This is a genomic window from Kluyvera ascorbata, assembly GCF_023195735.1.
GTDB lineage: Bacteria > Pseudomonadota > Gammaproteobacteria > Enterobacterales > Enterobacteriaceae > Kluyvera > Kluyvera ascorbata.
The window spans coordinates 1,752,194-1,776,037 of sequence record NZ_CP096201.1 but is presented as its reverse complement, the minus strand read 5'-3'; the positions used below and the strand labels follow the sequence as shown (position 1 = coordinate 1,776,037).

The 23,844-nt window shown below is 56.9% G+C and carries 20 protein-coding genes, 1 pseudogene and 1 riboswitch; of the genes and pseudogenes, 6 read left to right on the top strand and 15 right to left on the bottom strand.

All coding sequences use genetic code 11. From position 1 onward, the window contains the following. From MY052_RS08355 to MY052_RS08315, 9 genes are all read right to left on the bottom strand, one after another. A complete protein-coding gene (locus MY052_RS08355) occupies positions 1-867 on the bottom strand; it encodes an ABC transporter ATP-binding protein (RefSeq protein ID WP_248538544.1) in 867 nt (288 codons plus the stop codon). Next, the gene (locus tag MY052_RS08350) at positions 839-1,744 is read right to left on the bottom strand and encodes an ABC transporter permease (protein WP_248538543.1); all 906 of its coding nucleotides are present in this window, start codon (positions 1,742-1,744) and stop codon (positions 839-841) included. Before MY052_RS08350 ends, MY052_RS08355 begins: the two co-directional genes overlap by 29 nt. Next, a complete protein-coding gene (locus tag MY052_RS08345; protein ID WP_248538542.1) occupies positions 1,741-2,778 on the bottom strand; it encodes an ABC transporter permease in 1,038 nt (345 codons plus the stop codon). The genes MY052_RS08350 and MY052_RS08345 overlap by 4 nt, the downstream gene beginning before the upstream one ends. Next, entirely contained in the window at positions 2,775-4,397 is a 1,623-nt protein-coding gene (locus tag MY052_RS08340; protein ID WP_035894883.1) for an ABC transporter substrate-binding protein, read from the bottom strand. Before MY052_RS08340 ends, MY052_RS08345 begins: the two co-directional genes overlap by 4 nt. 67 nt (positions 4,398-4,464) lie before the next feature. Next, on the bottom strand, positions 4,465-5,619 hold the full coding sequence (locus MY052_RS08335) for a mandelate racemase family protein (protein WP_035894884.1): 1,155 nt from the start codon (positions 5,617-5,619) through the stop codon (positions 4,465-4,467). A 269-nt stretch (positions 5,620-5,888) separates the two neighbouring features. Further along, on the bottom strand, positions 5,889-6,941 hold the full coding sequence (gene fbaB / locus MY052_RS08330) for a class I fructose-bisphosphate aldolase (RefSeq protein ID WP_035894885.1): 1,053 nt from the start codon (positions 6,939-6,941) through the stop codon (positions 5,889-5,891). A 145-nt stretch (positions 6,942-7,086) separates the two neighbouring features. Further along, positions 7,087-7,887 carry a bifunctional hydroxymethylpyrimidine kinase/phosphomethylpyrimidine kinase gene (gene thiD, locus MY052_RS08325; RefSeq protein ID WP_248538541.1) on the bottom strand — a complete coding sequence of 267 codons (801 nt, stop codon included), beginning with the start codon at positions 7,885-7,887 and terminating at the stop codon, positions 7,087-7,089. Then, entirely contained in the window at positions 7,884-8,669 is a 786-nt protein-coding gene (thiM, locus tag MY052_RS08320) for a hydroxyethylthiazole kinase (protein ID WP_035894887.1), read from the bottom strand. Before thiM ends, thiD begins: the two co-directional genes overlap by 4 nt. Before the next feature lie 34 nt (positions 8,670-8,703). Next, a riboswitch (TPP riboswitch) is annotated at positions 8,704-8,800 on the bottom strand. Positions 8,801-8,905: 105 nt separating this feature from the next. After that, the gene (locus tag MY052_RS08315) at positions 8,906-10,258 is read right to left on the bottom strand and encodes a sensor domain-containing protein (RefSeq protein ID WP_248538540.1); all 1,353 of its coding nucleotides are present in this window, start codon (positions 10,256-10,258) and stop codon (positions 8,906-8,908) included. 268 nt (positions 10,259-10,526) lie between these two features. Here MY052_RS08315 and MY052_RS08310 point away from each other — a divergent pair, with 268 nt between their 5' ends. Then, entirely contained in the window at positions 10,527-10,949 is a 423-nt protein-coding gene (locus MY052_RS08310) for a universal stress protein (protein WP_035894889.1), read from the top strand. Positions 10,950-10,980: 31 nt separating this feature from the next. Here MY052_RS08310 and MY052_RS08305 read toward each other — a convergent pair whose 3' ends face one another. Next, entirely contained in the window at positions 10,981-11,907 is a 927-nt protein-coding gene (locus MY052_RS08305) for a LysR family transcriptional regulator (RefSeq protein ID WP_035894890.1), read from the bottom strand. Positions 11,908-12,032: 125 nt separating this feature from the next. Here MY052_RS08305 and MY052_RS08300 point away from each other — a divergent pair. The 3 genes and pseudogenes from MY052_RS08300 to speG form a co-directional block, all read left to right on the top strand. Then, positions 12,033-13,827 (top strand): annotated as a pseudogene (locus MY052_RS08300) (adenine deaminase); the annotation flags it as partial. Between the two features lie 17 nt (positions 13,828-13,844). Next, positions 13,845-15,188, top strand: coding sequence for an NCS2 family permease (locus tag MY052_RS08295; RefSeq protein ID WP_202217613.1), 1,344 nt, complete (start codon positions 13,845-13,847; stop codon positions 15,186-15,188). A gap of 155 nt (positions 15,189-15,343) precedes the next feature. Next, positions 15,344-15,901: a spermidine N1-acetyltransferase gene (gene speG / locus MY052_RS08290; protein WP_248538539.1), complete on the top strand. Its 558-nt coding sequence runs from the start codon at positions 15,344-15,346 to the stop codon at positions 15,899-15,901. Positions 15,902-15,935: 34 nt separating this feature from the next. Here speG and MY052_RS08285 read toward each other — a convergent pair whose 3' ends face one another. Then, positions 15,936-16,835 carry a LysR family transcriptional regulator gene (locus MY052_RS08285; protein WP_035894894.1) on the bottom strand — a complete coding sequence of 300 codons (900 nt, stop codon included), beginning with the start codon at positions 16,833-16,835 and terminating at the stop codon, positions 15,936-15,938. 154 nt (positions 16,836-16,989) lie between these two features. Here MY052_RS08285 and MY052_RS08280 point away from each other — a divergent pair, with 154 nt between their 5' ends. Further along, positions 16,990-17,307, top strand: coding sequence for an RcnB family protein (locus MY052_RS08280; protein ID WP_123651850.1), 318 nt, complete (start codon positions 16,990-16,992; stop codon positions 17,305-17,307). Between the two features lie 51 nt (positions 17,308-17,358). Here the strand turns inward: MY052_RS08280 and apbC are convergent, their stop codons facing one another. Continuing rightward, complete coding sequence (apbC, locus tag MY052_RS08275; protein ID WP_035894896.1) at positions 17,359-18,468, bottom strand: iron-sulfur cluster carrier protein ApbC; 1,110 nt, start codon at positions 18,466-18,468, stop codon at positions 17,359-17,361. A gap of 138 nt (positions 18,469-18,606) precedes the next feature. On the opposite strand from apbC, the gene metG reads away from it, so the two are divergent. Then, on the top strand, positions 18,607-20,640 hold the full coding sequence (gene metG, locus MY052_RS08270; RefSeq protein WP_035894897.1) for a methionine--tRNA ligase: 2,034 nt from the start codon (positions 18,607-18,609) through the stop codon (positions 20,638-20,640). A 94-nt stretch (positions 20,641-20,734) separates the two neighbouring features. Here the strand turns inward: metG and MY052_RS08265 are convergent, their stop codons facing one another. Genes MY052_RS08265 through MY052_RS08255 form a run of 3 tightly spaced genes read right to left on the bottom strand, consistent with a single transcriptional unit; the run spans position 20,735 to position 23,653 of the window. Next, positions 20,735-21,202, bottom strand: a complete 468-nt coding sequence (locus tag MY052_RS08265) for a YehS family protein (RefSeq protein ID WP_035894898.1) — start codon at positions 21,200-21,202, stop codon at positions 20,735-20,737. Positions 21,203-21,251: 49 nt separating this feature from the next. Continuing rightward, positions 21,252-21,971 (bottom strand): two-component system response regulator BtsR, encoded by a 720-nt coding sequence (gene btsR / locus MY052_RS08260; protein WP_248538538.1) that lies wholly within the window; start codon positions 21,969-21,971, stop codon positions 21,252-21,254. Next, on the bottom strand, positions 21,968-23,653 hold the full coding sequence (locus tag MY052_RS08255; protein WP_248538537.1) for a sensor histidine kinase: 1,686 nt from the start codon (positions 23,651-23,653) through the stop codon (positions 21,968-21,970). Before MY052_RS08255 ends, btsR begins: the two co-directional genes overlap by 4 nt. Positions 23,654-23,844 lie beyond the last annotated feature (191 nt).

Sequence of the window (23,844 nt, the reverse complement as noted above, 5' to 3'; positions counted from 1 at the left end):
TTAATCGGTCAGCCAGCTGGTCTGACGCTGTAGCACCGGGAGAACCGGGCGGCGATGGTGCATATCCGGCAAGGCGCTAATCAGCCCCTGCGTGTACGGATGGGTGGCGTTATCAAGATCGCAGGCGGCAATCGACTCCACCACGCGCCCGGCGTACATCACCAGCACGCGGTCACAGAAGCTGCGCACCAGGTTGATATCGTGGCTTATAAAAATCAGCCCCAGGCCGCGCGATTTCACCAGATCATCCAGCAACCCCAGCACCTGCAAACGTACCGACACGTCGAGAGCCGAGGTCGGCTCATCGGCAATCACCAGCTCCGGGTCGGTAATCAGCATCATCGCAATCATGATGCGCTGCCCCTGCCCACCGGAAATCTCGTGCGGATAAAGGTTGTAGACCCGTTCCGGTTGGCGAATACGCACCACGTCGAGCATCTCCATCGCCTTAGTTTTTGCCTCGGTTTTATAGCCCGGATGGTGAGTCAGCCAGGCTTCGGCAATCTGGTCGCCGACGCGCACTACCGGGTTCAGCGAATATTTCGGGTCCTGCATAATCATCGAAATACGCTTGCCGCGAATGGCACGCATCTGCGCCTCGCTGGCGTTTAACAGATCGATATCACCGAACTGCATTCGGCTGGCGTCAATGCGCGCTTTTTTCGGGTGCAGGTGCAGCAGCGCACGGCCCACGGTGGATTTACCGGAACCGGATTCACCCACTATCGCCAGCTTCTCCTGCCCGAGCTGGAAGGAGACGCCGCGCACCGCATGGGTTACCGCGCTGCCGTTGACGAAATCCACGCTTAAATCGCGTACGTCGAGTAGCGGTGCAGCGCTATTCGCTGCGAGGATCGAGGATGTCACGTAGGCCATCTCCTAAGAAGTTGAACGCTAAGCTGTTGATCAAAATCGCCAGCCCCGGGATCGTTACTACCCACCAGCACTCCATCATGTAGGTACGGCCGCTGGAGATCATTGCACCCCACTCTGGATCAGGCGGCTGCGCGCCGAGGCCAAGGAAGCCCAGGCCGGCGGCGGTCAGGATGATCCCCGCCATGTTCATGGTGATACGAATAATCACCGACGGCAGGCACAGCGGCACAATGTGGCGCCACAGCACGCGGACCGGAGAGGCACCCTGCAAACGGACAGCAGAAATAAAGTCCGCCTGACGCAGCGACAGCGTTTCCGCGCGCGCCAGACGCGCAATCGGCGGCCAGGCGGTGAGCGTAATGGCAATGACCACGTGCTCAAGCCCCGGGCCTAAGGCGGCAACGAACGCCAGCGCCAGCACCAGGCTTGGGAAGGAAATAAAGATATCGGTCACGCGCATCAGCACCATATCGACCTTACCGCCGAAGTAGCCCGCACAGACGCCGAGCAGCAGCCCCAGCGGGCCGACGGTGACCGAGACCAGCAGCACGATGTAGAGCGTTATGCGCGCGCCGTATACCAGGCGGCTGAAGATATCGCGGCCAAATTCGTCGGTGCCAAACCAGTGCTGGGCGCTCGGCGCGCTCAGCGCGTTGCTGAGGTCCTGCACCAGCGGGTTGTAAGGGGCAATCAGCGGCGCAAATATCGCCACCACCAGCAGCAGGAAGATAATCCCGCCGCCGATAGCGGTCAGCGGGTTACGCGCCATCTTGCCAATAAATCCCCCTGCTCTGGCCAGCCCGCGCAGCAGGCGCTGGCGGCCTTCACCGGCGGTGCCGGAGAGTCGACTATCGAGAGAAACCGTCATGATTTTGTCCTCGGGTCGAAGAATTGATACAGCATGTCGGAGAGCAGGTTGAGCATCACGAAGATCACCCCCACCAGCAGCACACAGCCCATCACCGCGTTCATGTCGCCCAGCAGCAGGCTGCCGGTGAGATAAGAACCAAAGCCCGGCCAGGAGAAGACGGTTTCAATTAACACCGCCCCTTCCAGCAATGACCCGTAGGCCAGCGCCACCACCGTCAGCAGCTGGACGAGGATGTTACGGAACGCGTGATTCCAGATAACCTGACGCTCGGTCAGCCCTTTGACGCGCGCGGTGATGATGAACTCCTGCGACAGCTGCGCCAGCATAAAGCTGCGGGTCATACGGCTGATGTAGGCGAGCGAGTGAAAGCCCAGCAGCGCTGCTGGCAGGATCAGGTGATTAATGGCGTTCCAGAACACATCGCTGTTTCCGGCCAGCAGCGCATCAACGGTCATCAGCCCGGTACGACGCGGTACAATGCCGTCAAGCCCGAGGTCAACGCGCCCCGCACCGCCCACCCAGCCTAGCCAGGCGTAGAACACCAGCAGCCCCATCATCCCCACCCAGAAAATCGGCGTGGAATAACCGGCGAGGCTGATAATGCGCACCACGTAATCAGAAATACTGTTGCGACGCGCCGCCGCCAGTACGCCCAACGGAATGCCGAGGCCTGCGCCGACGATAATCGCCATCGTCGCCAGCTCCATGGTGGCCGGGAAGACGCGAATAATATCGTCGGTTACCGGCTTGCCGGTCAGCAGCGCGTTACCCAGGTCGCCGTGCAGCAGATTGACGAAATAGATACCAAACTGGGTCATCAGCGACTGGTCAAAGCCCAGCTGGTGATAGACCTGCTGATAGGTACTCTGGTCGGCATCCGGGCCGACAATCGCCAGCACCGGGTCGATAGGCATCACGCGGCCAATAAAAAAGGTCAACATCAGCAGGCCAAACAGCGTAATCGCCACCTGCATCAACCGTTTTGAGAAGCGCCGGGTTCGGGAGCCGGGCGCAAGAATTGCCGTACTCATCCTTTATCTCCTTCGCTGACTTTGTAGACTTCACGCAGGAACGTGGTGGCGGACGGGTGCGGTTTGTAGTCTTTCACCTCGTTACGCACCACCACCGAGTCGACCATCTGCGACACCGGGATCATCGCCGGGATCAGCGCATCAAAGCGGGTCTGAATAGCCTGATAATCGGCAATCTGCTTTTGCGGGTTACGCTCGAGCAGCGCGCCGTCGATCATCTCGTTAAGCTGCTTGTCATAGAACCCGGTGCGCCAGCCCTGGAAGTTGGTCAGGCGCGCTTCGTCGCTGTTGTCCGGGTTGTAGACCAGCGCGCGCAGGCTGGAGTGCGGATGGGGCTCCATGCCGCTACCACCGCGCCCGACCAGCATGTCGAACTTACGCTCACGCATGGCGCCGTAAATCTGGTTGCCGGTGCCGGTAATAATTTTGGCGTTAATGCCCGCCTGCATCAGCGTGGACTGCACGGCAATGGCGATATTGAGGAACGGCTGGTCGGCGAGCACGCGCAGCGTGGTGTCAAAGCCGTCAGGATATCCGGCCTCCGCCAGCAGCTTTTTCGCCCGCGCGAGATCGAAGGTGTAGCCCGGATCGGGCAGCGTTGACGGCATTCCGGCTTTGATTGGGCGCTGGTGTAACACGCCGTAACCCGGCATCAGCGCTTTGTTGATACCCTGATAATCAATCAGGTAGCGCACCGCTTCACGGACTTTCGGGTTAGCGAAGTGCGGCTCTTTCATGCTCATCGACACGTAATACATGGTGCCGCGCTGTACCGCATCGACGGTGAGCTGTGGGTCTTTACGCAGGGCGTTGATGTCCGATACCGCCATGTTGCTGGCAATATCGAGGTCGCCTTTCTCAATCATCAGACGCAGGGTCTGCGACTCCTGGAAGTGACGCAGCACCACGCGGTTCATCTTCGCCTCGCCGCGCCAGTAGTCCGGGTTGCGCTTCATGCGCAGCACGTCTTTTGCCTGCCAGGTTTCCAGCGTAAACGGCCCGGAACCGGCTTCGTGGGTGGTCAGCCACTTATTGCCCCAGTCGTTATTCTGCTCATGGCTTTGCACGGTTTTGCTATCGAGTACGCCGAGGTTACCCAGCGCCGCCAGCGAATAAATCACCAGCTGCGGGTCGTTATCTTTGGGCAGAACAATTTGCACCGTCTCATCGTCGAGCGCCGTTACCTGCTTGTCGACGTTCTTCTTGCTGAAGCCGTAGGACTTCCACACCGACGCCTGCGCCAGGTTAAGGTGCAGTATGCGGCGCATCGACCACACCACATCAGCGGCGGTCAGCGGGTTGCCGGAGTGAAACTTAACGTTATTTTGCAAATGGAAGGTCAGCGTTTTGCCGTCCGGGCTGATATCCCAGGATTTGGCGAGCGCCGGTTTAACGTTGGTGAGCTGTTCAGGGTCAAGCTCCACCAGCGAGTCATAGAGATTCACCACAATCCCCACCACTTCGTTGCCGGTCATTGCTGCCGGGTCGAGGGTGAGAAGGTTATTCATGTTCATGCCGATGATGAGCTGATCCGGCGGCGTTTTTGCCAACGCCGCCCCGCTCCCCATCGTCATGGTAAGCGCGAGCAAACACGCTCCCAGCAAGGAGGATTTTTTCATCTATCTATCGCCTGTAGGGTACGACAGGCGACGAATCCGTCCGTGCCTGTCTTTTATTTGTTATGTGTCAGTCGTGGCTGACGGTGTTGGCTTCGATAAAGGCAAAATTGATGTCTTCGCCCAGTCCAGGGCGTTGAGACAGGTGAACGTAACCATCGGCGTCCATTGGATCGACGATACTGTTCAGGTAGGCCGCTGGCTGATCGTAGTCGAGGAACGGGTGCAGCAGGCCACGCTCGTACCAGCGACAGTTGCGAATGGCGCCAATCACCGCCAGGCTCGCCGCGCCGTTACCGTGCACTTCGCAGTCCATACCAAACGACTCCGCCAGCGCGGCCACCTTCATGGTTGGCGTAATGCCGCCCACGCCGTTGGCCCCTGCGCGCAGGATGTCGCACGCCCCCGCTTTCACCCAGTCGGCACGGCTGTGGTGCTTACCGCCGAAGCTTTCCGGCCCGATAATCGGAATCGAGAGGTTTTCAGCAAGCCATGCGTAAGAGGACATGCTGTCCTCTTCCATCGGCTCTTCAAACCAGGCGAAGTTGAGTTTTTCCAGCTCTTTACCAATCCACAGCGCTTCGGTGCGGCTGTACCAGTGGTAGCCGTCGATCATCAGGTCGATATCCGGACCCACCGCCTCACGCACCGCGGCGCAAGCTTTGATATCCATTTTTGGGTTTGGCGCGAACGATACCGGCGGCATCCAGGTGTGCAGCTTGATAGCTTTATAACCGCGCGCCACCAGCGTTTCGGCAAAGGCCGCATACTCTTCCGGCGTGGACAGGCCACCTTCAAGGTCATCGCCGCACATCGTGCTGCCGTAGGCCGGGACTTTATCGCGATAGCCGCCCAGCAGCTTGTAAACCGGCATATTGAGCTTACGCCCAATGAGATCCCACAATGCCTGCTCCACGAAAGAGAGCGCACGTTCGGTCAGTTGATGCGCGCTGCCGCGCTGCCAATGCACCAGATCCTGCCAGATACGCTCACGGTCGAACGGGTCTTGCCCTACCAGCACCTTGCGAAAGAAGGTATTCACCACGAACGGACGCACGATTTCCGGCGGCGCAAAGGAATAGCCCTTGCTGCCGTCGTCGGCGGTAATGGTCAGCATCGCCATCTTGGCCATGCTTTCTGGCCCCGGATGAGAATGTCCGGCGCTGTCGGAGACGCGGCGCGTAGGGTGCTGGAAAACGGTGACATTTACAGATTCAATTTTCATTAAGTGTCCTTAATACAACATGCTACATGGCGATTACTTCGCCACGGTTCTGTGTAAAACACGGTTCCGGTAATACGGTTTTAGCGAATTGAAAAGGCGTTTCATCACTAATCTAAGCACAAAATAGCACCACTTCCACGGACAATTTCCGCTAACACCGGGCTGTTTTTTGGGCATGCGCACGAGAGTGCGTGACGTTTTTCACAAAAGGATGGGGAAATGTGAGGGGGATCGTCATCCCCTCCCGGGTGGGAGAGGATGAACAAAAATCAGGCGAAGGTGATTTTACTATCGAGGTAAACATCCTGAACGGCGTTGATTAATTCCACACCGTCGGCCATCGATTTTTTGAAGGCTTTACGACCAAGAATCAGCCCCATACCGCCCGCACGTTTGTTGATAACCGCCGTACGTACCGCATCGGAAAGGTCAGTTTCACCGCCCGCAGCACCGCCGGAGTTAATCAACCCGGCACGGCCCATATAGCAGTTCGCCAGCTGGTAGCGCACCAGATCGATAGGGTTATCGGTGGTCAGCTTGGTATACACACGTTCGTCGGTATAGCCGAAGTTCACCGCTTTATAGCCGCCGTTATTCTCGGCCATTTTCTGCTTCACAATATCCGCGCCGATGGTGGCGGCCAGATGGTTGGCCTGACCGGTCAGGTCCGCAGACACGTGGTAATCCACGCCGTCTTTTTTAAACGCCGGATTACGCAAATAGGCCCACAGTACGGTGACCAGCCCCAGCTCATGCGCGCGTTCAAAGGCCGCTGAGATTTCTTCAATCTGGCGGCGCGACTCTTCTGAACCAAAATAGATGGTCGCCCCGACCGCCACCGCACCCAAATTGAACGCCTGCTCGACGCTGGCGTACAGCGTTTGGTCAAAGGTGTTCGGGTAGCTCAGGGTCTCGTTGTGGTTTAGCTTGACGAGGAACGGAATGCGGTGCGCGTAGCGGCGGGATACTGATGCCAGCACCCCATAGGTGGAAGCCACGCAGTTGCAGCCGGCTTCAATCGCCAGTTCAACGATATTTTTCGGGTCAAAATAGAGCGGGTTGGCGGCAAACGAGGCCCCGGCAGAGTGCTCAACGCCCTGGTCCACTGGCAGAATCGACAGATAACCCGTCCCAGCTAAGCGCCCGGTATTGTAGAGAGTCTGCATATTTCGTAGCACGGCAGGTGGACGGTTGTTATCCGTCATTACCCGGTCAACGTAGTCGTGGCCAGGCAGATAGAGCTGGTCGGCTGGAATGGTCATACAACGATGCTGTAAAAGGCTGTCGGCGTCTTTGCCAAGCAACTGCGCAATATCAGTCATAGCTATGCTCCCGTAAGCGCCGACATCATGTCGGCTGGTTGTCCTGCTCAACACTTTTGAGCAGGATAAGCCTGGTACCGGGAGTGTGGAATGTCCAACTTTTGACAGATTTTAAGCACAACCTGCTGGCACGTCAGCCGGACAGTTACCACCATTCGTGGAAATGATGCACCGGCCCGATACCTTCACCTACCTGCAAAGTATCGGCCTGGGCCAACGCCTGCGACAACCACGCTTTTGCCACCGGCACGGTTTCCTGCCAGCTGGCATGGCGCGGCCTTAAGGCCGCCAGCGCCGCCGACAGCGTACAGCCTGTACCGTGGGTATTTTTGGTCGCCACGCGCGGCGCGGTAAAACGCATTTCCCCTTCAGCGGTAAACAGCCAGTCCGGGCTTTCAGCGTCGTCCAGATGCCCGCCCTTCATCAGCACCGCTTCACAGCCGAGTGCCCGCAGCGCCCTGCCCTGCTCCAGCATTTCGCGCTCATTACGGGCATGCGGCGCGTCAAGCAGCGCTGCCGCTTCCGGTAGATTTGGCGTAATCAGGGAGACCTGAGGCAGCAGGCGCTGGCGCAGCGTCTCAACGGCGGATACGGAAAGCAGAGGGTCGCCGCTTTTCGCCAGCATTACCGTATCCAGCACCACGTTCTGAATGCGATAGCGTTGCAGACGTTCGGCGACCGCTTCCACAATATCTGTCTCCGCCAGCATGCCAATTTTGGTGGTGTCGATGCGTACATCGCTGAACACGGAATCAAGCTGCGCGGCCACGAAATCAGGTTCAATTCGGTAAACCGACTGCACGCCGCGGGTATTTTGCGCCACCAGCGCGGTAATCACCGAGCAGCCATAGGCGCCAAGCGCCGAGAAGGTTTTCAGGTCGGCCTGAATGCCTGCGCCGCCGCTTGGATCGGTGCCAGCGATAGTTAATGCGTTGATGCGCTTCATGCCTTCACCTCCCCGTGCATCGCATACAGCGCGTCGAGGAATGCGGGAACAAAACTTCCCGGTCCTCGTCCCTGCGCCGCGCGCTGCCCCGCCAGTTTCATCACGGCACATGCGCCCGCCACGTTCAGTAATCGGTCACCCGGTAAGGCACAGCTTGCCGCCACCACCGCCGAAAGCGCACAGCCGGTTCCCACCACGCGGGTCATCAACGGAGAACCGCCGTTTACCGCCAGCGTACGTTCACCGTCGGTGATGTAATCAACTTCACCGGTTACCGCAACAATCGCGCCGCTTTCTCGTGCCAGTTTCTGTGCCGCCGGTAGCGCCGTCGCGGCGGTATCGGTAGTGTCTACGCCGCGCCCGCCCTGACTTTCGCCCGCCAGAGCCATAATTTCAGAGGCATTGCCACGAATTGCCGCCGGGGCCATCCGCACCAGTTCACGACAGAAATCAGTACGCAGCGTCAGCGCCCCCACCGCCACCGGATCGAGCGCCCACGGGGTTCCGGCACGGTTCGCACTTTCTACCGCCGCCCTCATGGCCTGAGCACGTGGTTGAGTTAACGTGCCGACGTTAATCAGCAGCGCGCTGGCAATAGACGAAAACTGGGCGGCTTCACCCGCGTCAATCACCATCGCTGGCGATGCGCCAAGCGCAAGCAGGACGTTTGCGGTAAAGGTCTGTACGACGTCATTGGTCATACAGTGAACCAGCGGGGAATGTTGATGCAGAAAGTATGCGGTGTGCGCTGATTGCGCGGGACTTAGCAGGTCGGCTTGCATGGTTTGCTCCTGCCAAAACGCGAAGAAGCAATGACCAAACGGCCTCTGACTTCCCTACGCTGGCATTATCCAGATCAGGTGGTACGGGTTTTTCTCAGCCTTCACAAGGAAGGGCACCCCGAGTCATTTGAATCAATTTTTAGCGATTAACATGTTATTAATCGCTGCCCGCAATAATGCCAGCAGGCAATCCGACAAACAAGCCCGTACGTCAAACCCAGGCATTGGACGATGGCTTATCCGTAATTTTGCCGCCGTGTTTTACCCTGTTTGGCTACATACATCGCCTTGTCGGCATAGTCGAGAAGCTGTTGTTCATTGCTGCCATGTTCAGGATAACACGCGATCCCGATACTAGGGGCAACCGTCACCGCGTAGCCATCAAGGCTAAAAGGCAAACGGAACGCATCATCAATTTTTTTGGCGACGAGCTCCGCGTGTTCAGGCAATAACGGTCTTTGAAGCAAAACGACAAACTCATCGCCGCCAATACGGGCGACGGTATCCGATTCTCGTATGCAGCGCTTCAGGCGCACGGCGGTCTCTTGTAGCAAGAGATCGCCCATCCCATGACCCAGCGTATCGTTAACCTGTTTAAATTTATCGAGATCGATAAACAGCAGCGCCAGTTGGCTTAGCTCATGGCGGGCAATCGCCAGCGCCGTTTTCAGGCGATCGTACAATAGGCCGCGATTCGGCAGGTCGGTGAGCTGATCGTATTGCGCCATATGCTGCAATCGGGCCTGCATCTGCTGGCGTTCAATGACCGTCGCAATTTGCGTCGACACAAACTGCAGCAGTTCCTGATCCTGTACGTTGTAGCACACGCCGCCCGGATAGCTTTTGAGCACCAGCGCGCCAATCGTGCCTTTATGTGATTTTAGCGGGACGCCCAGCCAACAGAACGGGTTAATACCAAAAGAAAAACGCAGTTCTTCCATACGGCTCGCCATCGTCTCAGGCGTGAGCAGCAGAGGTTGGCCGGTATGAATCACTTCCGCGTAAAACGTCGACGGAATCAGGGTAAACGGCGCGGGGGTGTCCTGATACTCATCGACGTGGTATGGAAAGCTCAGTTGGCCCGTTTCATCATCGTAGAGTGTTACCGAAAAGTTATCGGCGGGCAGCAGTGTACCGACAATCTGATGAATACGCTGGAATAGCTTGAGCAGATCCTCAGCGGTATGCGCAGCTTCTGAAATAGCATAAAGAACAGTTTGCAGCTGTTCTGAACGTTTACGCTCGGTGATATCGCGGGCAACACCAATACGTAATTGATCGGCCGGAGACCAGCGCGCTGACCACATGATATTCAAGACCTGGCCATTTTTGTGGACATAACGGTTTTCGAAATGAAATTGCGGGTTACCCGACATCACGTCGACTATCGAATTCCGGGTTAATTCCCGGTCTTCCGGCAACATTATTTCGAACATGTTACGGCCAATCAGTTCTTGCGGCGTATAGCCAAAAATACGCTCGCAGGACGCACTGGCAAAAATGATATTGGCGTGGGCATCAACGGCAAAAACAGCGTCCATCATGAGATCGATAAAACTGCTCAACGGTGCGTGAGAATTCGATTCCATAGAGAAAGTCAGGCCTGAATATAAGAATGAGTGCGACAGCCATTGAAAACCATCGCCCATAAGCGCTACAGCAATGGTTAAATATAGTACAGTGAGATTTTACTATACAATCAAAAAGCGTCACGCCACGGTACTAAAAAACGTAGTCATATTTAGACAAGGAGGTTTCCGCTGCCTTTCTTTTTGCCCACCTGGCGCTTCATTTTCCTTCCTCGCGCAATCGGCACATAATAGTTGCTAAGATTGTCCTGCATAATGAGGTATTGCGATGCCTGTCTATCATCATACGCTGGTATTGATTAACAATAGCCTTGATGGCGTTCCGTTGTTACAGCATGCAGCCAGGATGGCGCAAGAAAGCGCAATGAAAATTACTATTGCCCATATCAGTACCGATTACCGGGCGCTGAACTATGTCTCCGATAGCCTGATGGACGACGATGTGTCGCAGGAAGTCATTCAGGCAAAAGCGCTGCTTAGCGAGCTGGCGGCAACCGTCTCTTTACCCGTGCAAACGCTGGCGCTGGTGACGGCACGACGATTTGAAGATGTTGAAGCTTGTGTACAGCACAACAATATCGACCTGATTATTGCGGGTCACCATAACCGGCTGTTGGGCGTGCTAGCCTCACATTCGCTGGAATACATTAATCATTTAACGGTGGATGTGCTGATTAAGCATTTAGATTGACCCGGCGTCGCTTTGCTCGGCCGGGCGGCTATTATACGGTGCTGGTTTCGCGGAGTTCTTTTAGCAGTAATGTGAAGCACGCTTCGATAAGCGGTGGCAGCGTCTGTGGGCCACGCATCAGCGCAACGGTGCGGGTTAACGCTGGCTGCTGAAGTTGTGCAACCCGAAGCGCCTCGTCCTGTAAATGCGTGGTGTACAGCTGTGGAAGGATCCCCACCGCCAGCCGTGAGCGCACCAGCCCATACAGCGTTTCAATATAATCGACCTGATAGCGGGTATTGAGCGTCAGACGCTGGCTCTCAACTAATGCCCCAACCAGACGCTGAATATTACCTTTAGAGAACACCGCAATATCGCGCCCTGCCAACTGCTTCCACGGCAGATGTGTCTGGCCTGCCAGCGGGTCATCTGCATGCAACACGGCCACCAACGGGTCTTCACGCAGCGGAAAGACCTGTAGCTCCGCCGGCAACGAACTGTCGATAGCGCCAACGCCAAAATCAACCTGCCCGCTTTGCAAGTCACGCGCTAGCGCATCGTTGGTACGGTCAAGAAATTCTACCCGCAGACGCGGAAACGCCAGGGCCAGCGCTTCAGGCAGCAGCGGAAACAGCAGCGAACTCACCGACGGCACCAGCCCGATGCGCACGGTGCCGTCACCGCCCGCTTCGACTATCTGCTGCATATCGTGAAATGCCATCTGCGCGACGCTCAGCACACGCTGGGCGTGAGGCAATATGGCCGCCCCCAGCTCAGTGAGCGTGACCGACGAGGCGGTGCGGTTAACCAGCTTACCGCCCAGCACCGTTTCAATCTGGCGCAGGGCGCTACTCAACGCCGGTTGGCTAATCGCCAGCCGGTTAGCGGTATCGGTAAAGTGACGCAGCTGCGCCAGCGTGACAAAATACTGCAACTGTTTAAGCGAGAGCGCAGGCAATCGCTGCCAGGGGTCGGTCATGATGTGCTTCACTCGTGGCTATCACGCAGGATAAGCTGAAGTTATCAGGTGATAAATTTAATCATATGGGCAACCGTTTGCTCTGCCCTTAAAGTAGCACGCATTATCCCTGTGCCGGAGTTGTTATGTCCAGCAATGCTGAAAACCGCCGCCGCGCCGTTCAGGCCGCACGAGGCGAGTCCCCGTTTGATCTTTTGCTCACCGATGCCGCTATTGTTGATATGGCGACCGGCGAAGTTCGCGAAGCTGATGTTGGTATCGTTGGCGATATGATTGCCAGCGTGCACCCACGCGGCAGCCGCAGCGACACGCTGGAACGCCACTCTCTGCCCGGCGTTTACCTCTCTCCCGGCCTGATGGACACCCACGTTCACCTCGAAAGTTCGCACCTGCCGCCGGAACGCTACGCCGAAATCGTGCTGGCACAGGGCACTACCGCCGTATTCTGGGACCCGCATGAGCTGGCAAACGTGCTGGGCGTGGCGGGCGTGCGCTACGCCGTAGAAGCCAGCCGCCATCTGCCCCTGCAGGTGATGGTTGCCGCGCCGTCAAGCGTACCGTCTACGCCGGGTTTAGAAATGTCCGGGGCCGATTTTGCCGGTGCCGAAATGGAAACCATGCTCGGCTGGCCGGAAGTCCGCGGCGTGGCTGAGGTGATGGACATGCACGGCGTGCTGCACGGTAGCTGCCGGATGCAGGAAATCGTGCAGGCGGGGCTCAACAGCGGCAAGCTGATTGAAGGCCATGCCCGCGGGCTGAGCGGTGCCGATCTACAGGCCTATCTTGCCGCAGGCGTAACCTCCGATCACGAGCTGACCTCCGCCGACGACGCGCTGGAAAAACTGCGCGCCGGGCTGACGCTGGAAATTCGTGGTTCACACCCTTACCTGCTGCCGGATATCGTCAAGGCGTTGAAATCTTTGCCGCATCTCTCTTCGCAGATTACCGTCTGCACCGATGACGTGCCGCCGGACATGCTGCTGGAAAAAGGCGGCATTATCGCCCTGCTGAACCTGCTGATTGAACATGGTCTGCCCGCGACCGATGCCCTGCGTTTTGCCACGCTGAACGCCGGTATTCGTTTGCAGCGTCACGACCTGGGGCTGATTGCCGCCGGGCGGCGCGCAGACCTCGTGGTATTCGACTCGCTGGAAAAATTAGAAGCCCGCGCGGTGTACGTTGCCGGACGGCAAATTGCCCGCGACGGTAAACTGCTGAACGCGCTCTCCGCCGCCCCTGGGGTGATGCCACCGCGCAATACCCTGCAACTCTCCCCGCTTCAGGCCAACGATTTTGCGCTGCGCGTCAACGATATTCAGCACGGTACCGCCCGTCTGCGCCACATCCGCGGTGCACGCTTTACCCAGTGGGGTGAAGTCGACGTTCAGATTCGTAACGGCGAGGTCCAAATCCCCGCAGGCTTCAGCCTTATCTGGGTGAAGCACCGCCACGGCCGTCACGAAGCCAAACCGCAGATTGCCCTGCTGGAAGGCTGGGGTGAGCTGCGCGGCGCGATTGCCACCAGCTACTCGCACGACTCGCACAACCTGGTGGTGCTCGGCCGCAACGCTGAAGATATGGCGCTGGCCGCTAATCAGCTTATCGCCTCCGGTGGCGGTATGGCGCTGGCGCAAAATGGCGACATTCTGGCACACGTTGCCATGCCGATTGCCGGGATGCTCTCCGACAAACCGGCCGAAACGCTGGCCGCCGAGTTTCGCAACCTGCGCGACCTGAGCGCCATGGTGGCCGACTGGGAGCCGCCGTATCGCGTATTTAAAGCGATTGAAGGCACCTGTCTTGCCTGCAACGCCGGGCCGCATTTAACCGATTTAGGGCTGACCGATGGCACCACGCGCCAGATAGTCGACCCGGTACTGGATAGCCGGGAAACCCCGGAACACACAACACAACAATAATCATGGGAGCGCCACACAATGGCCGATAATACCCTTCAAACGCCAACCGCTGGGAGTTGGCTTGAGCGACGTTTTTCGTTGTCTTCACGCGGCAGTTCACTGCGCACCGAATGCCTGGCAGGGGTCACCGGGTTCCTTGCCGCGGCCTATCTGCTGGTGGTGATCCCCGGTTTACTGGCCGTTGGCGGTATGGATAAAGGCGCGGCGACAACGGGCACGATTTTGGTGTTCGTTGGCGGTACGCTGCTGATGGCGTTCTACGCTAACCTGCCGTTTATCGTTGGCCCTGGCATCGGTGGTTCAGTGCTGGTGGGCGTGACGCTCGCAGGCAGCGAAGGCATAGGCTGGCAGATTGGTCTCGGCATCGCCTGCTGGTCGGGCATTCTCTTCTTCCTGCTGACCAAATTCGGCCTGCGGGAAGTGGTTACCCGCTCGGTGCCACAGTCAATCAAGCTAGGGTTAACCGCGTCTATCGGTCTGTTCGTGGCGGTATTAGGTTTTCGTAACGCCGGGCTGGTGCTGGCCAACGCCAAAACCAATTCACTGATGCTGGGCGACTTTATGGCACCAGGCGCGTTGGTCGCACTGTGCGGTTTATTCCTCGCGATAGCGCTACAAGCCCGTCGCATTCCGGGGGCCATTTTATGGGCGATTTTATTCGCTACCCTGGTCGGTATTCCCGCTGGCGTGACGCATTTACCCGCCAGCTTTATCGATATGCCGCACTCGCTGACGCCGGTGCTCGGTCACGTCGATATGCTGGGCGCGCTCAATATCGCTTTCCTGCCGTTCCTGTTCGTCTTTTTTGCCTCTGAGTTTTTCTCCACGATGGGTACCACGCTCGCCGTAGGCGGTGAAGCCGGGCTGCTGGATAAAGAAGGCAATATGCCGCACATCAACCGTCCGTTTATGGTCGATTCGATTGCCGCCGCTATCGGCCCGTGGCTCGGTATTCCGGCAGCAACCGCGCTGATTGAATCCTCGGCGGCGGCGGAAGCCGGTGGTAAAACTGGCCTGACGGCGCTGGCGGCGGCAATGATGTTCTTGCTGATGCTGTTGTTCACCCCGGTAGCGCTAATGATCCCAAAAGAAGCCACCGCGCCCGCGCTGATGCTGATTGGGCTGAATATGTTCAGCGGCCTGCGTAAGGTTGACCTCGGTAACTTCACCGACGGGCTGCCGGTACTGATGATGGTAATGATCACCCTGATCGCCAACAGCTTCGGCACCGGGATTGCCGGCGGTCTACTGTTCTTTATCGTGATTAAAACCATCGCCGGAAAATGGCGTGAAATTCCCATCGGGCTGTGGGTACTGGCGGTGCCGCTGGTGTACTACTTTGCTACGCTGGTGAAGCACTAATTCCCCTACCCTCATCAGGCGAGCGCCTCCGCCTGATGAGGGCCTAAAATAGGTTGTCTTACATCGCTGAATTAATTGTAATTTTTTTCAAATCTTGATGACGCCCACCGCAAACAGATAATATATTTCCAGTTTCCCAAGAGGCTGAAAATATTATGCCAGAACCATCAGACATTAAACTAAGACCCCTTGAACGCGAAGATTTGAGCTTTGTGCATCAACTCGATAATAACGCGAGCGTAATGCGTTATTGGTTCGAAGAACCTTATGAGGCCTTCGTTGAGCTGAGCGACCTTTACGATAAACATATTCACGATCAGAGCGAACGCCGTTTTGTCATTTCGTTTAATGGCAATAACGCAGGCCTGGTGGAGCTGGTTGAAATAAACCATATTCACCGCCGAGCCGAGTTTCAGATTATCATCTCGCCGGAATACCAGGGCAAAGGCCTGGCGACACGCGCCGCTAAGCTGGCAATGGATTACGGTTTTACGGTACTGAATCTCTATAAGCTCTATCTCATCGTGGATAAAGAGAACGCCAAAGCGATTCATATTTATCGTAAGCTTGGGTTTATCCAGGAAGGCGAATTAATTCATGAGTTCTTCGTTAACGGTGAATACCGCAACACGATACGAATGTGTATTTTCCAGCATCAGTATTTAGAACATAACAAGTCGACGGGCGGGCTACTGAAACCGACGGCGCAATAGCGTCCTCCGCCGGTCCAGTCCAGCGTAACGGCGGCTAAAGCTGCTTTGTCGCACATTCCGCTTTCACCGCCTCATACAGCAACCGCACCGCCGCAGAAAGCTGCTTGCGGTGTGGGCAGATCATATTGAGCGGCACCACATCACCTTGATACTGCGGCAGCAGCACCTTGAGCCGCCCTTCGCGCAGGTCGTCGCAGGCATCCAGCATCGATTTAAACGCTACGCCCTCTCCCGCAATCGCCAGCCGACGAATCACCTCGGCATCATCGCTGGTGATGCTGCCGCTGACCTGGACGCTGTACTCAACGCCATCCTGGCTGAGCGGCCAGCGGTCAAACGCTCTGCCGCGCAGCACGTAAGTCAACGCATTGCATTTTTCGAGGTCGGCGAGCGTCTGCGGTTCGCCGTGGCGCGCGATCCAGTCGGGTGATGCCACCACCACGCGGCGGTTATCCGGCGCGACCGGGAGAGACACAAACGAGGCATCGTGGTTTTCGCCGTAGCGAAACGCCACGTCTACCGGGTCTTTGAAGACATCAGTGAGATGGTCGGAAAACAGAATGCGTAGCCGCAGCGCCGGGTGACGCTCGCGGAAACGACGAAACACGTTCAGCAGCAGGTTACGGCCGAGATCTGACGGCACGGCGATTTGCAGCGTACCGCGCACCTCATCATCCGGCGTGTGGATTTTTTGTAGCCCATTTTGCAGCGCGTCCAGCATCTGTAAGGCATACGGCAGCCAGGCCTCACCTTCTACCGTCAGACGCAGGCTGCGCGTGGAACGCGCGAACAGGCGCACGTTTAGCGCTGTCTCCAGCCGTTTAATCGCTGAACTAACCTGCGCCGGGGGTATGCCCGCTTCTCGCGCCGCATCGCTAAAGCTGTTCAACGCGGCGGCGCGTACGAACAGTGATAAGTCTTCCAGCCTGAACATAAGGGTCCTTAGAGGCGGGTGCCAGAATTATCCTCAAATGAGAGGTCGTCGCTGTTTGCTTACACTTTTTAAGAAACCAGCGCTTGCCATTGAGGGCGCGCATCAGGAATCATACGGAGCTGCAATTTTATATCCAGGATAATATGGGGATAGTATGCGTAAAACAAAAATGATGCTTCTGGGCGTACTGTTGGCAACGGCGGGCGCGGCGTGGGCTGCTCCGGCTACCGGTATTCAGCAGTATGAGCTGAAAGAGTTCACTGCCGACTTCACGCAGTTCAAGATTGGCGACAAAGCGCCAGCCATGTACCTGACACCAGAGTACAACATCACGCAATGGCAGCAGCGTAACCTGCCAGCGCCGGACGCAGGCACCCGCTGGACGTACATGGGCGGTAACTATGTGCAAATTAGCGATGCCGACGGCACCATTAGCAAAGTCTACGACGGCGAGATTTTCTATCACCGTTAATGAATAAAGGCCGGGCGCATCAGTGATGCGCCCGGCCTCTTTTTGCCTGTGTTACACCGCGCGGAACGCGATGTCGCCAGGGATCACTTCGCCCTGCCAGTAGAGCTGCGCCGCAACGCGCCCCGCCAGTCGACGATAAATCTCGGTAAATTCACTTTCCGGACGCGCAACCACCGTCGGCGTACCGTTATCCAGATCTTCACGCAGATTGATGTGCAGCGGCATCTGGCCCAGCAGTTGGGTATGATACTTCTCTGCCAGCTTCTCTGCGCCACCGGTGCCAAAAATTGGCTCGTGATGACCGCAGTTGCTGCAGATGTGCATGCTCATGTTCTCCACGATACCCAGCACCGGCACTTCCACTTTTTCGAACATCACAATGCCTTTTTTGGCATCGATCAGCGCGATATCCTGCGGTGTAGTGACCACAACGGCCCCGGTCACCGGAATGTTTTGCGCCAGCGTCAGCTGGATATCACCGGTACCCGGCGGCATGTCCAGCACGAGGTAGTCGAGATCCGGCCACATGGTCTCCTGCAGCATCTGCATCAACGCTTTGCTGGCCATCGGGCCACGCCACACCATGGCGTTGTCGTCAGTGACCAGATAGCCGATGGAGTTGGTTGCCAGGCCGTGCGCCATAATCGGCGCCATATGGGTGCCGTCTGGTGAGGTTGGACGCTGGTTTTCCGCGCCCAGCATGTTCGGGATAGACGGGCCGTAGATGTCGGCATCGAGGATGCCCACTTTCGCCCCTTCCGCGGCCAGCGCCAGCGCCAGGTTTACGGCGGTGGACGATTTACCCACCCCGCCTTTGCCAGAGCTGACGGCAATAATATTCTTCACGCCGGTAACGCCCGGCTGGTTTTTCACGCGTTTCAGCGTGGCGATGCTGTGGGACAGCTTCCAGTCGATGGCCTTCGCCCCGGTCACCCGCAGCAGTTCAGCGCTGGTTTGCTCTTTTAATTCTTCAAAGGCGCTGTGCCAGACAAACGGCATCTGCAGTTCGATGTGCACGGTATCGTCAAGCCAGGCGACGTGGTGCAGCGCTTTTAGCGTCGTTAAATTGTGCTTCAGGGTGGGGTGCTGGAAGTTTGCCAGCGTGCCGGCGACCATCGCACGTAGACGTTCAGGTGATTTGGCCTGGGATTCTGAGTTCATCCCGACTCCTTTGTTGTTTTCAATTGCTTTCAGTACGCCTAAGTCTACCACAGGTACGCTCAAGCATGTATGGCACACCCTCTACCCTTTTGGTAATATCAAAACCCCTTTTTTCAAACAGAAGAAGTAATACCCACTATGACTCAAGTCGCGAAGAAAATTCTGGTAACGTGCGCGCTGCCGTACGCCAACGGCTCCATCCACCTCGGCCATATGCTGGAGCACATCCAGGCTGATGTCTGGGTCCGTTACCAGCGAATGCGCGGCCACGAGGTTAACTTCATCTGCGCGGACGATGCCCACGGCACGCCAATCATGCTGAAAGCACAGCAGCTGGGTATTACTCCAGAGCAGATGATTGCCGAAATGAGTCAGGAGCATCAGACTGATTTTGCCGGCTTTAACATCAGCTACGACAACTACCACTCGACGCACAGCGACGAGAACCGCGAGCTGTCCGAGCTGATTTATGGTCGCCTGAAAGAGAACGGTTTTATTAAAAACCGCACCATCTCTCAGCTGTACGATCCGGAAAAAGGCATGTTCCTGCCGGACCGTTTCGTCAAAGGCACCTGCCCGAAATGTAAATCACCGGATCAGTACGGCGATAACTGCGAAGTGTGCGGCGCGACCTACAGCCCAACCGAGCTTATCGAGCCGAAATCCGTCGTCTCTGGCGCCACGCCGGTGATGCGCGAGTCTGAGCACTTCTTCTTTGACCTGCCGTCCTTCAGCGAAATGCTGCAGGCATGGACCCGCAGCGGCGCACTGCAAGAGCAGGTCGCGAACAAAATGCAGGAATGGTTTGAATCCGGCCTGCAGCAGTGGGATATCTCCCGCGATGCGCCTTACTTCGGTTTTGAAATCCCGAACGCGCCGGGCAAGTACTTCTACGTCTGGCTGGATGCGCCAATCGGCTACATGGGCTCCTTCAAGAACCTGTGCGACAAGCGCGGCGACACCACTAGCTTCGACGAGTACTGGAAGAAAGACTCTACCGCCGAGCTGTATCACTTTATCGGCAAAGATATCGTCTACTTCCACAGCCTGTTCTGGCCTGCCATGCTGGAAGGCAGCAACTTCCGTAAGCCGACCAACCTGTTCGTGCACGGCTACGTGACGGTGAACGGTGCGAAGATGTCCAAGTCTCGCGGCACCTTTATTAAAGCCAGCACCTGGCTCAAGCACTTTGATGCCGACAGCCTGCGCTACTACTACACCGCGAAGCTCTCTTCCCGCATCGACGATATCGACCTGAACCTGGAAGATTTCATCCAGCGCGTCAACGCCGACATCGTGAACAAGGTGGTGAACCTGGCTTCCCGTAACGCTGGCTTTATCGCTAAGCGTTTCGACGGCGTGCTGTCCGCGGAACTGGCTGACCCAGAACTGTACAAAACCTTCACCGACGCGGCTGCCAGCATTGGCGAAGCGTGGGAAAGCCGTGAATTCGGTAAAGCCATTCGTGAAATCATGGCGCTGGCCGACGTCGCTAACCGCTACGTTGACGAGCAGGCACCGTGGGTTGTCGCTAAACAGGAAGGCCGCGATGCCGACCTGCAGGCTATCTGCACAATGGGCCTGAACATGTTCCGCGTGCTGATGACCTGGCTGAAACCGGTTCTGCCTGAGCTGGCTGCACGTACCGAAGCGTTCCTCAATACCGAGCTGAGCTGGGATGCTATCAACGCGCCGCTGGTGGGCCATAAGATCAACACCTTCAAGGCGCTGTATAACCGTATTGAAATGAAACAGGTGGAAGCGCTGGTGGAAGCGTCTAAAGAAGAAGTGAAAGCAGCCGCTGCCCCGGCTACCGGCCCGCTGGCGGATGACCCGATCCAGGAAACCATCACCTTTGATGATTTCGCCAAAATTGACCTGCGCGTGGCGCTGATTGAAAACGCCGAGTTCGTGGAAGGCTCCGACAAGCTGCTGCGCCTGACGCTGGATCTCGGCGGCGAGAAGCGTAACGTCTTCTCCGGCATCCGCTCTGCTTACCCGGACCCACAGCCGTTGATCGGTCGCCTGACCGTGATGGTGGCGAACCTGGCACCGCGTAAAATGCGCTTCGGCATCTCGGAAGGGATGGTGATGGCGGCAGGTCCTGGCGGGAAAGATATCTTCCTGTTAAGCCCGGATGACGGTGCGAAACCAGGCCAGCAGGTGAAATAATCTGCATAAAAAAAACGCTGCTTCGGCAGCGTTTTTTATTTGTCTTTCGTTGCATTTCCGGCGGCGCTTCGCTTGGCCGGGAAACTACTGATGATTACTTCGCAGCGTGCTCGCGAATCGCCAGACCGCGCAGGAAATAGCGCAGGAACTGGTCGCCGCATTCGCGGAAGTTTTTATGATCCGGGGCGCGCATCATGGCGGTAATTTCCGGCATAGAGACGCGGAACTGCTGCTGAGTCAGGATAGCCAGAATATCGTCGGTTTTCAGCGCAAACGCGATACGCAGCTTTTTCAGCATGATGTTGTTGTTGATACGACGTTCCACCGCCAGCGCCGGAGCAGACTCGTCACGACCGCGCTTTTCATAAATCAGGCCGTTCAGGAAGCACGACAGCATAATGTCCGGGCAACGCACGAAGCCTTCCTCATCCTCTTTGCGCAGCCACGGCGCCAGCTGTTCAACGCTGACTTCAGCTTCGCCCAGCGCGAAAACACGCACCAGATCGTTATTGTTCATTTTCAGGATGTAGCGGACGCTGCGTAAAATATCGTTACTGACCATAGTGCCTTCGACGGTGGTAATGAAAAAATGATGGCTGATTCTACACGAATTATAGCCCCAACGCCTCTTTCAGGGTCTTCAAATAGCGACGACTTACCGGCACGGTCTGCCCGTTGCGCAGCAACAGTTCGGCCTGACCATTGTCTTCCAGACGAATTTCCTTCAGGTGTACCATGTTCACCAGATACTGACGATGGCAGCGAATCAGCGGCGTACGGCTTTCCAGCGTGCGCAGCGTCAGCTCGGTAAAGCCCTCTTTTCCCTCGCCGCTGGTGACGTAAACGCCGCTCATCCGGCTGCTGACAAACGCCACGTCGTCCATTTGTAGCAGGTAAATTCGGCTGTGCCCGGTGCAGGGAATAAACTTCAGCGCCTGCTGGTTTTCGCCCAGCACCGACATATCCTGCGCCGCCCGCTCCTGGCGCAGGCGCATCAGGGTCTTTTCCAGCCTTTTTTCTTCAATCGGCTTAAGCAGATAGTCAAACGCATGTTCCTCAAAGGCCTTGACCGCGTACTCATCAAAAGCGGTCAGAAAGACAATGTAGGGGCGATGTTCCGGGTCGAGCATGCCCACCATCTCAAGCCCGCTGATGCGCGGCATCTGGATATCCAGAAACAGCACATCCGGTCGTAGCTTATGCACCGCACCAATGGCTTCCACCGCGTTAGCACACTCGCCAACGATGTTCACATCCTCGTGCGTCTGCAGCAGAACGCGCAGATTCTCCCGCGCCAGCGGTTCATCATCGACAATCAACACGTTAATCATGCACTCTCCTCCAGAGGTAACCGCAGAGTGACGCGGGTAAAACGGTCAGGTTCACAGGCAACGGCAATCCCGCATTCGTCGCCAAAACGCATCCGCAGACGCTTATCCACCAGGCTCATGCCCAGACCGCTAGACTGAGCGCCAGGCTGATACAGCCCGGCGTTATCTTCAATATCCAGCACCAGATGCCTGTCCTGCTGGCTGGCACGCAGCGTAATCTCGCCCACATCCATCAGTTGCGAAGTGCCGTGCTTAATCGCATTTTCGACAATGGGCTGGAGGGTAAACGCCGGAAGCTGCTGGTGTGCCAGCGTCTCCGGAATATCCAGGTGCACCTGTAGCCGCGACTGAAAGCGCGCCTTCTCAATTTGCAGATAAGCGTTCACATGCTCAATCTCGTCTGCCAACGTCACAATCTCCGACGGACGTTTGAGGTTTTTACGGAAAAAGGTCGACAGATACTGTACCAGTTGGCTTGCCTGTTCGCTGTCGCGGCGAATCACCGCTTTCAGCGTGTTAAGGGCGTTAAACAGGAAGTGTGGATTCACCTGGGCATGCAGCAGTTTAATCTCCGACTGGGTCAGCAGCGCCTTCTGCCGCTCGTACTGCCCGGCAAGAATCTGCGCCGACAGCAGCTGAGCAATCCCCTCGCCTAAGGTACGGTTGATCGAGCTGAACAGGCGATTTTTAGCTTCGTACAGTTTGATAGTGCCAATCACCCGCTGATTCTCACCGCGCAGCGGGATAACCAGCGTCGAGCCGAGCTTGCAGTTGGGGTGAATCGAGCAGCGGTACGGCACTTCGTTGCCGTCGGCGTAGACCACTTCGCCGGTCTCAATCGTTTTTTGCGTGTAGCGTGAAGAGATCGGTTTGCCAGGCAGATGATGGTCTTCACCGATGCCGGTAAAGGCCAGCAGCTTCTCGCGGTCGGTGATGGCCACCGCACCGATATCCAGCTCCTGAATCAGCACCTGTGCCACCTTCATGCTGTTCTCTTCGTTGAAGCCCTGACGCAGGATACCTTCCGTCGACGCCGCAAGCTTCAGCGCGGTGGCGGAAAATGCAGAGGTGTACTTTTCAAACATCGCCCGTTTGTCGAGCAGGATGCGCATAAACAGCGCCGCGCCCACGGTGTTGGTCACCATCATCGGTGCCGCGATGCTCTGCACCAGATGCAGAGCGTCTTCAAACGGGCGGGCGATCAGCAGAATAATCAGCATCTGCACCAGCTCCGCCACCAGGGTGATAGCACCCGCCGTCCACGGGCTGAAGACTTTATCCGGGCGACCCCGGCGAATCAGCAGGCTGTGCACCAACCCACCGAGAAGCCCCTCGACGATGGTCGAAATCATGCAGCTCAACGCCGTCATGCCGCCCATCGAATAACGATGCAGACCGCCGGTCAGCCCGACCAGCCCTCCCACCAGCGGGCCGCCCAACAGCCCGCCCATCACCGCGCCAATCGCGCGCGTATTGGCAATGGAGTCTTCAATATGCAGGCCAAAATAGGTGCCGAGAATACAGAAAATAGAAAACGTGACGTAGCAGAGCAGCTTGTGCGGCAGGCGCACGGTGACCTGCATCAACGGAATGAAGAGACGCGTCTTGCTCATTAACCAGGCGATAACCAGGAAAACACACATCTGCTGAAGCAGCAGCAACACCAGATTAAACTCGTACATACCACGTCACCACAACAGAAATAAAACTGCGTAACATACACATAATCGGCATAACTTTCTTTGAAACCTGGCAATAAAAGTGCAAAAAATGCTACCGATCACATTTTATCGCACACATTTGACATGGAGGTGGATAAAAAACGACCAGAGCAGGTCAGCGCAGCAATCCCCGTCTAAAGTTAAAGGGGATA

Coding starts and splice junctions, on each gene's coding strand:
- MY052_RS08350 (WP_248538543.1), bottom strand. CDS start 1,744: ATGACGGTTTCTCTCGATAGTCGACTCTCCGGCACCGCCGGTGAAGGC.
- MY052_RS08345 (WP_248538542.1), bottom strand. CDS start 2,778: ATGAGTACGGCAATTCTTGCGCCCGGCTCCCGAACCCGGCGCTTCTCA.
- MY052_RS08340 (WP_035894883.1), bottom strand. CDS start 4,397: ATGAAAAAATCCTCCTTGCTGGGAGCGTGTTTGCTCGCGCTTACCATG.
- MY052_RS08335 (WP_035894884.1), bottom strand. CDS start 5,619: ATGAAAATTGAATCTGTAAATGTCACCGTTTTCCAGCACCCTACGCGC.
- fbaB (WP_035894885.1), bottom strand. CDS start 6,941: ATGACTGATATTGCGCAGTTGCTTGGCAAAGACGCCGACAGCCTTTTA.
- thiD (WP_248538541.1), bottom strand. CDS start 7,887: ATGAAGCGCATCAACGCATTAACTATCGCTGGCACCGATCCAAGCGGC.
- thiM (WP_035894887.1), bottom strand. CDS start 8,669: ATGCAAGCCGACCTGCTAAGTCCCGCGCAATCAGCGCACACCGCATAC.
- MY052_RS08315 (WP_248538540.1), bottom strand. CDS start 10,258: ATGGAATCGAATTCTCACGCACCGTTGAGCAGTTTTATCGATCTCATG.
- MY052_RS08310 (WP_035894889.1), top strand. CDS start 10,527: ATGCCTGTCTATCATCATACGCTGGTATTGATTAACAATAGCCTTGAT.
- MY052_RS08305 (WP_035894890.1), bottom strand. CDS start 11,907: ATGACCGACCCCTGGCAGCGATTGCCTGCGCTCTCGCTTAAACAGTTG.
- MY052_RS08295 (WP_202217613.1), top strand. CDS start 13,845: ATGGCCGATAATACCCTTCAAACGCCAACCGCTGGGAGTTGGCTTGAG.
- speG (WP_248538539.1), top strand. CDS start 15,344: ATGCCAGAACCATCAGACATTAAACTAAGACCCCTTGAACGCGAAGAT.
- MY052_RS08285 (WP_035894894.1), bottom strand. CDS start 16,835: ATGTTCAGGCTGGAAGACTTATCACTGTTCGTACGCGCCGCCGCGTTG.
- MY052_RS08280 (WP_123651850.1), top strand. CDS start 16,990: ATGCGTAAAACAAAAATGATGCTTCTGGGCGTACTGTTGGCAACGGCG.
- apbC (WP_035894896.1), bottom strand. CDS start 18,468: ATGAACTCAGAATCCCAGGCCAAATCACCTGAACGTCTACGTGCGATG.
- metG (WP_035894897.1), top strand. CDS start 18,607: ATGACTCAAGTCGCGAAGAAAATTCTGGTAACGTGCGCGCTGCCGTAC.
- MY052_RS08265 (WP_035894898.1), bottom strand. CDS start 21,202: ATGGTCAGTAACGATATTTTACGCAGCGTCCGCTACATCCTGAAAATG.
- btsR (WP_248538538.1), bottom strand. CDS start 21,971: ATGATTAACGTGTTGATTGTCGATGATGAACCGCTGGCGCGGGAGAAT.
- MY052_RS08255 (WP_248538537.1), bottom strand. CDS start 23,653: ATGTACGAGTTTAATCTGGTGTTGCTGCTGCTTCAGCAGATGTGTGTT.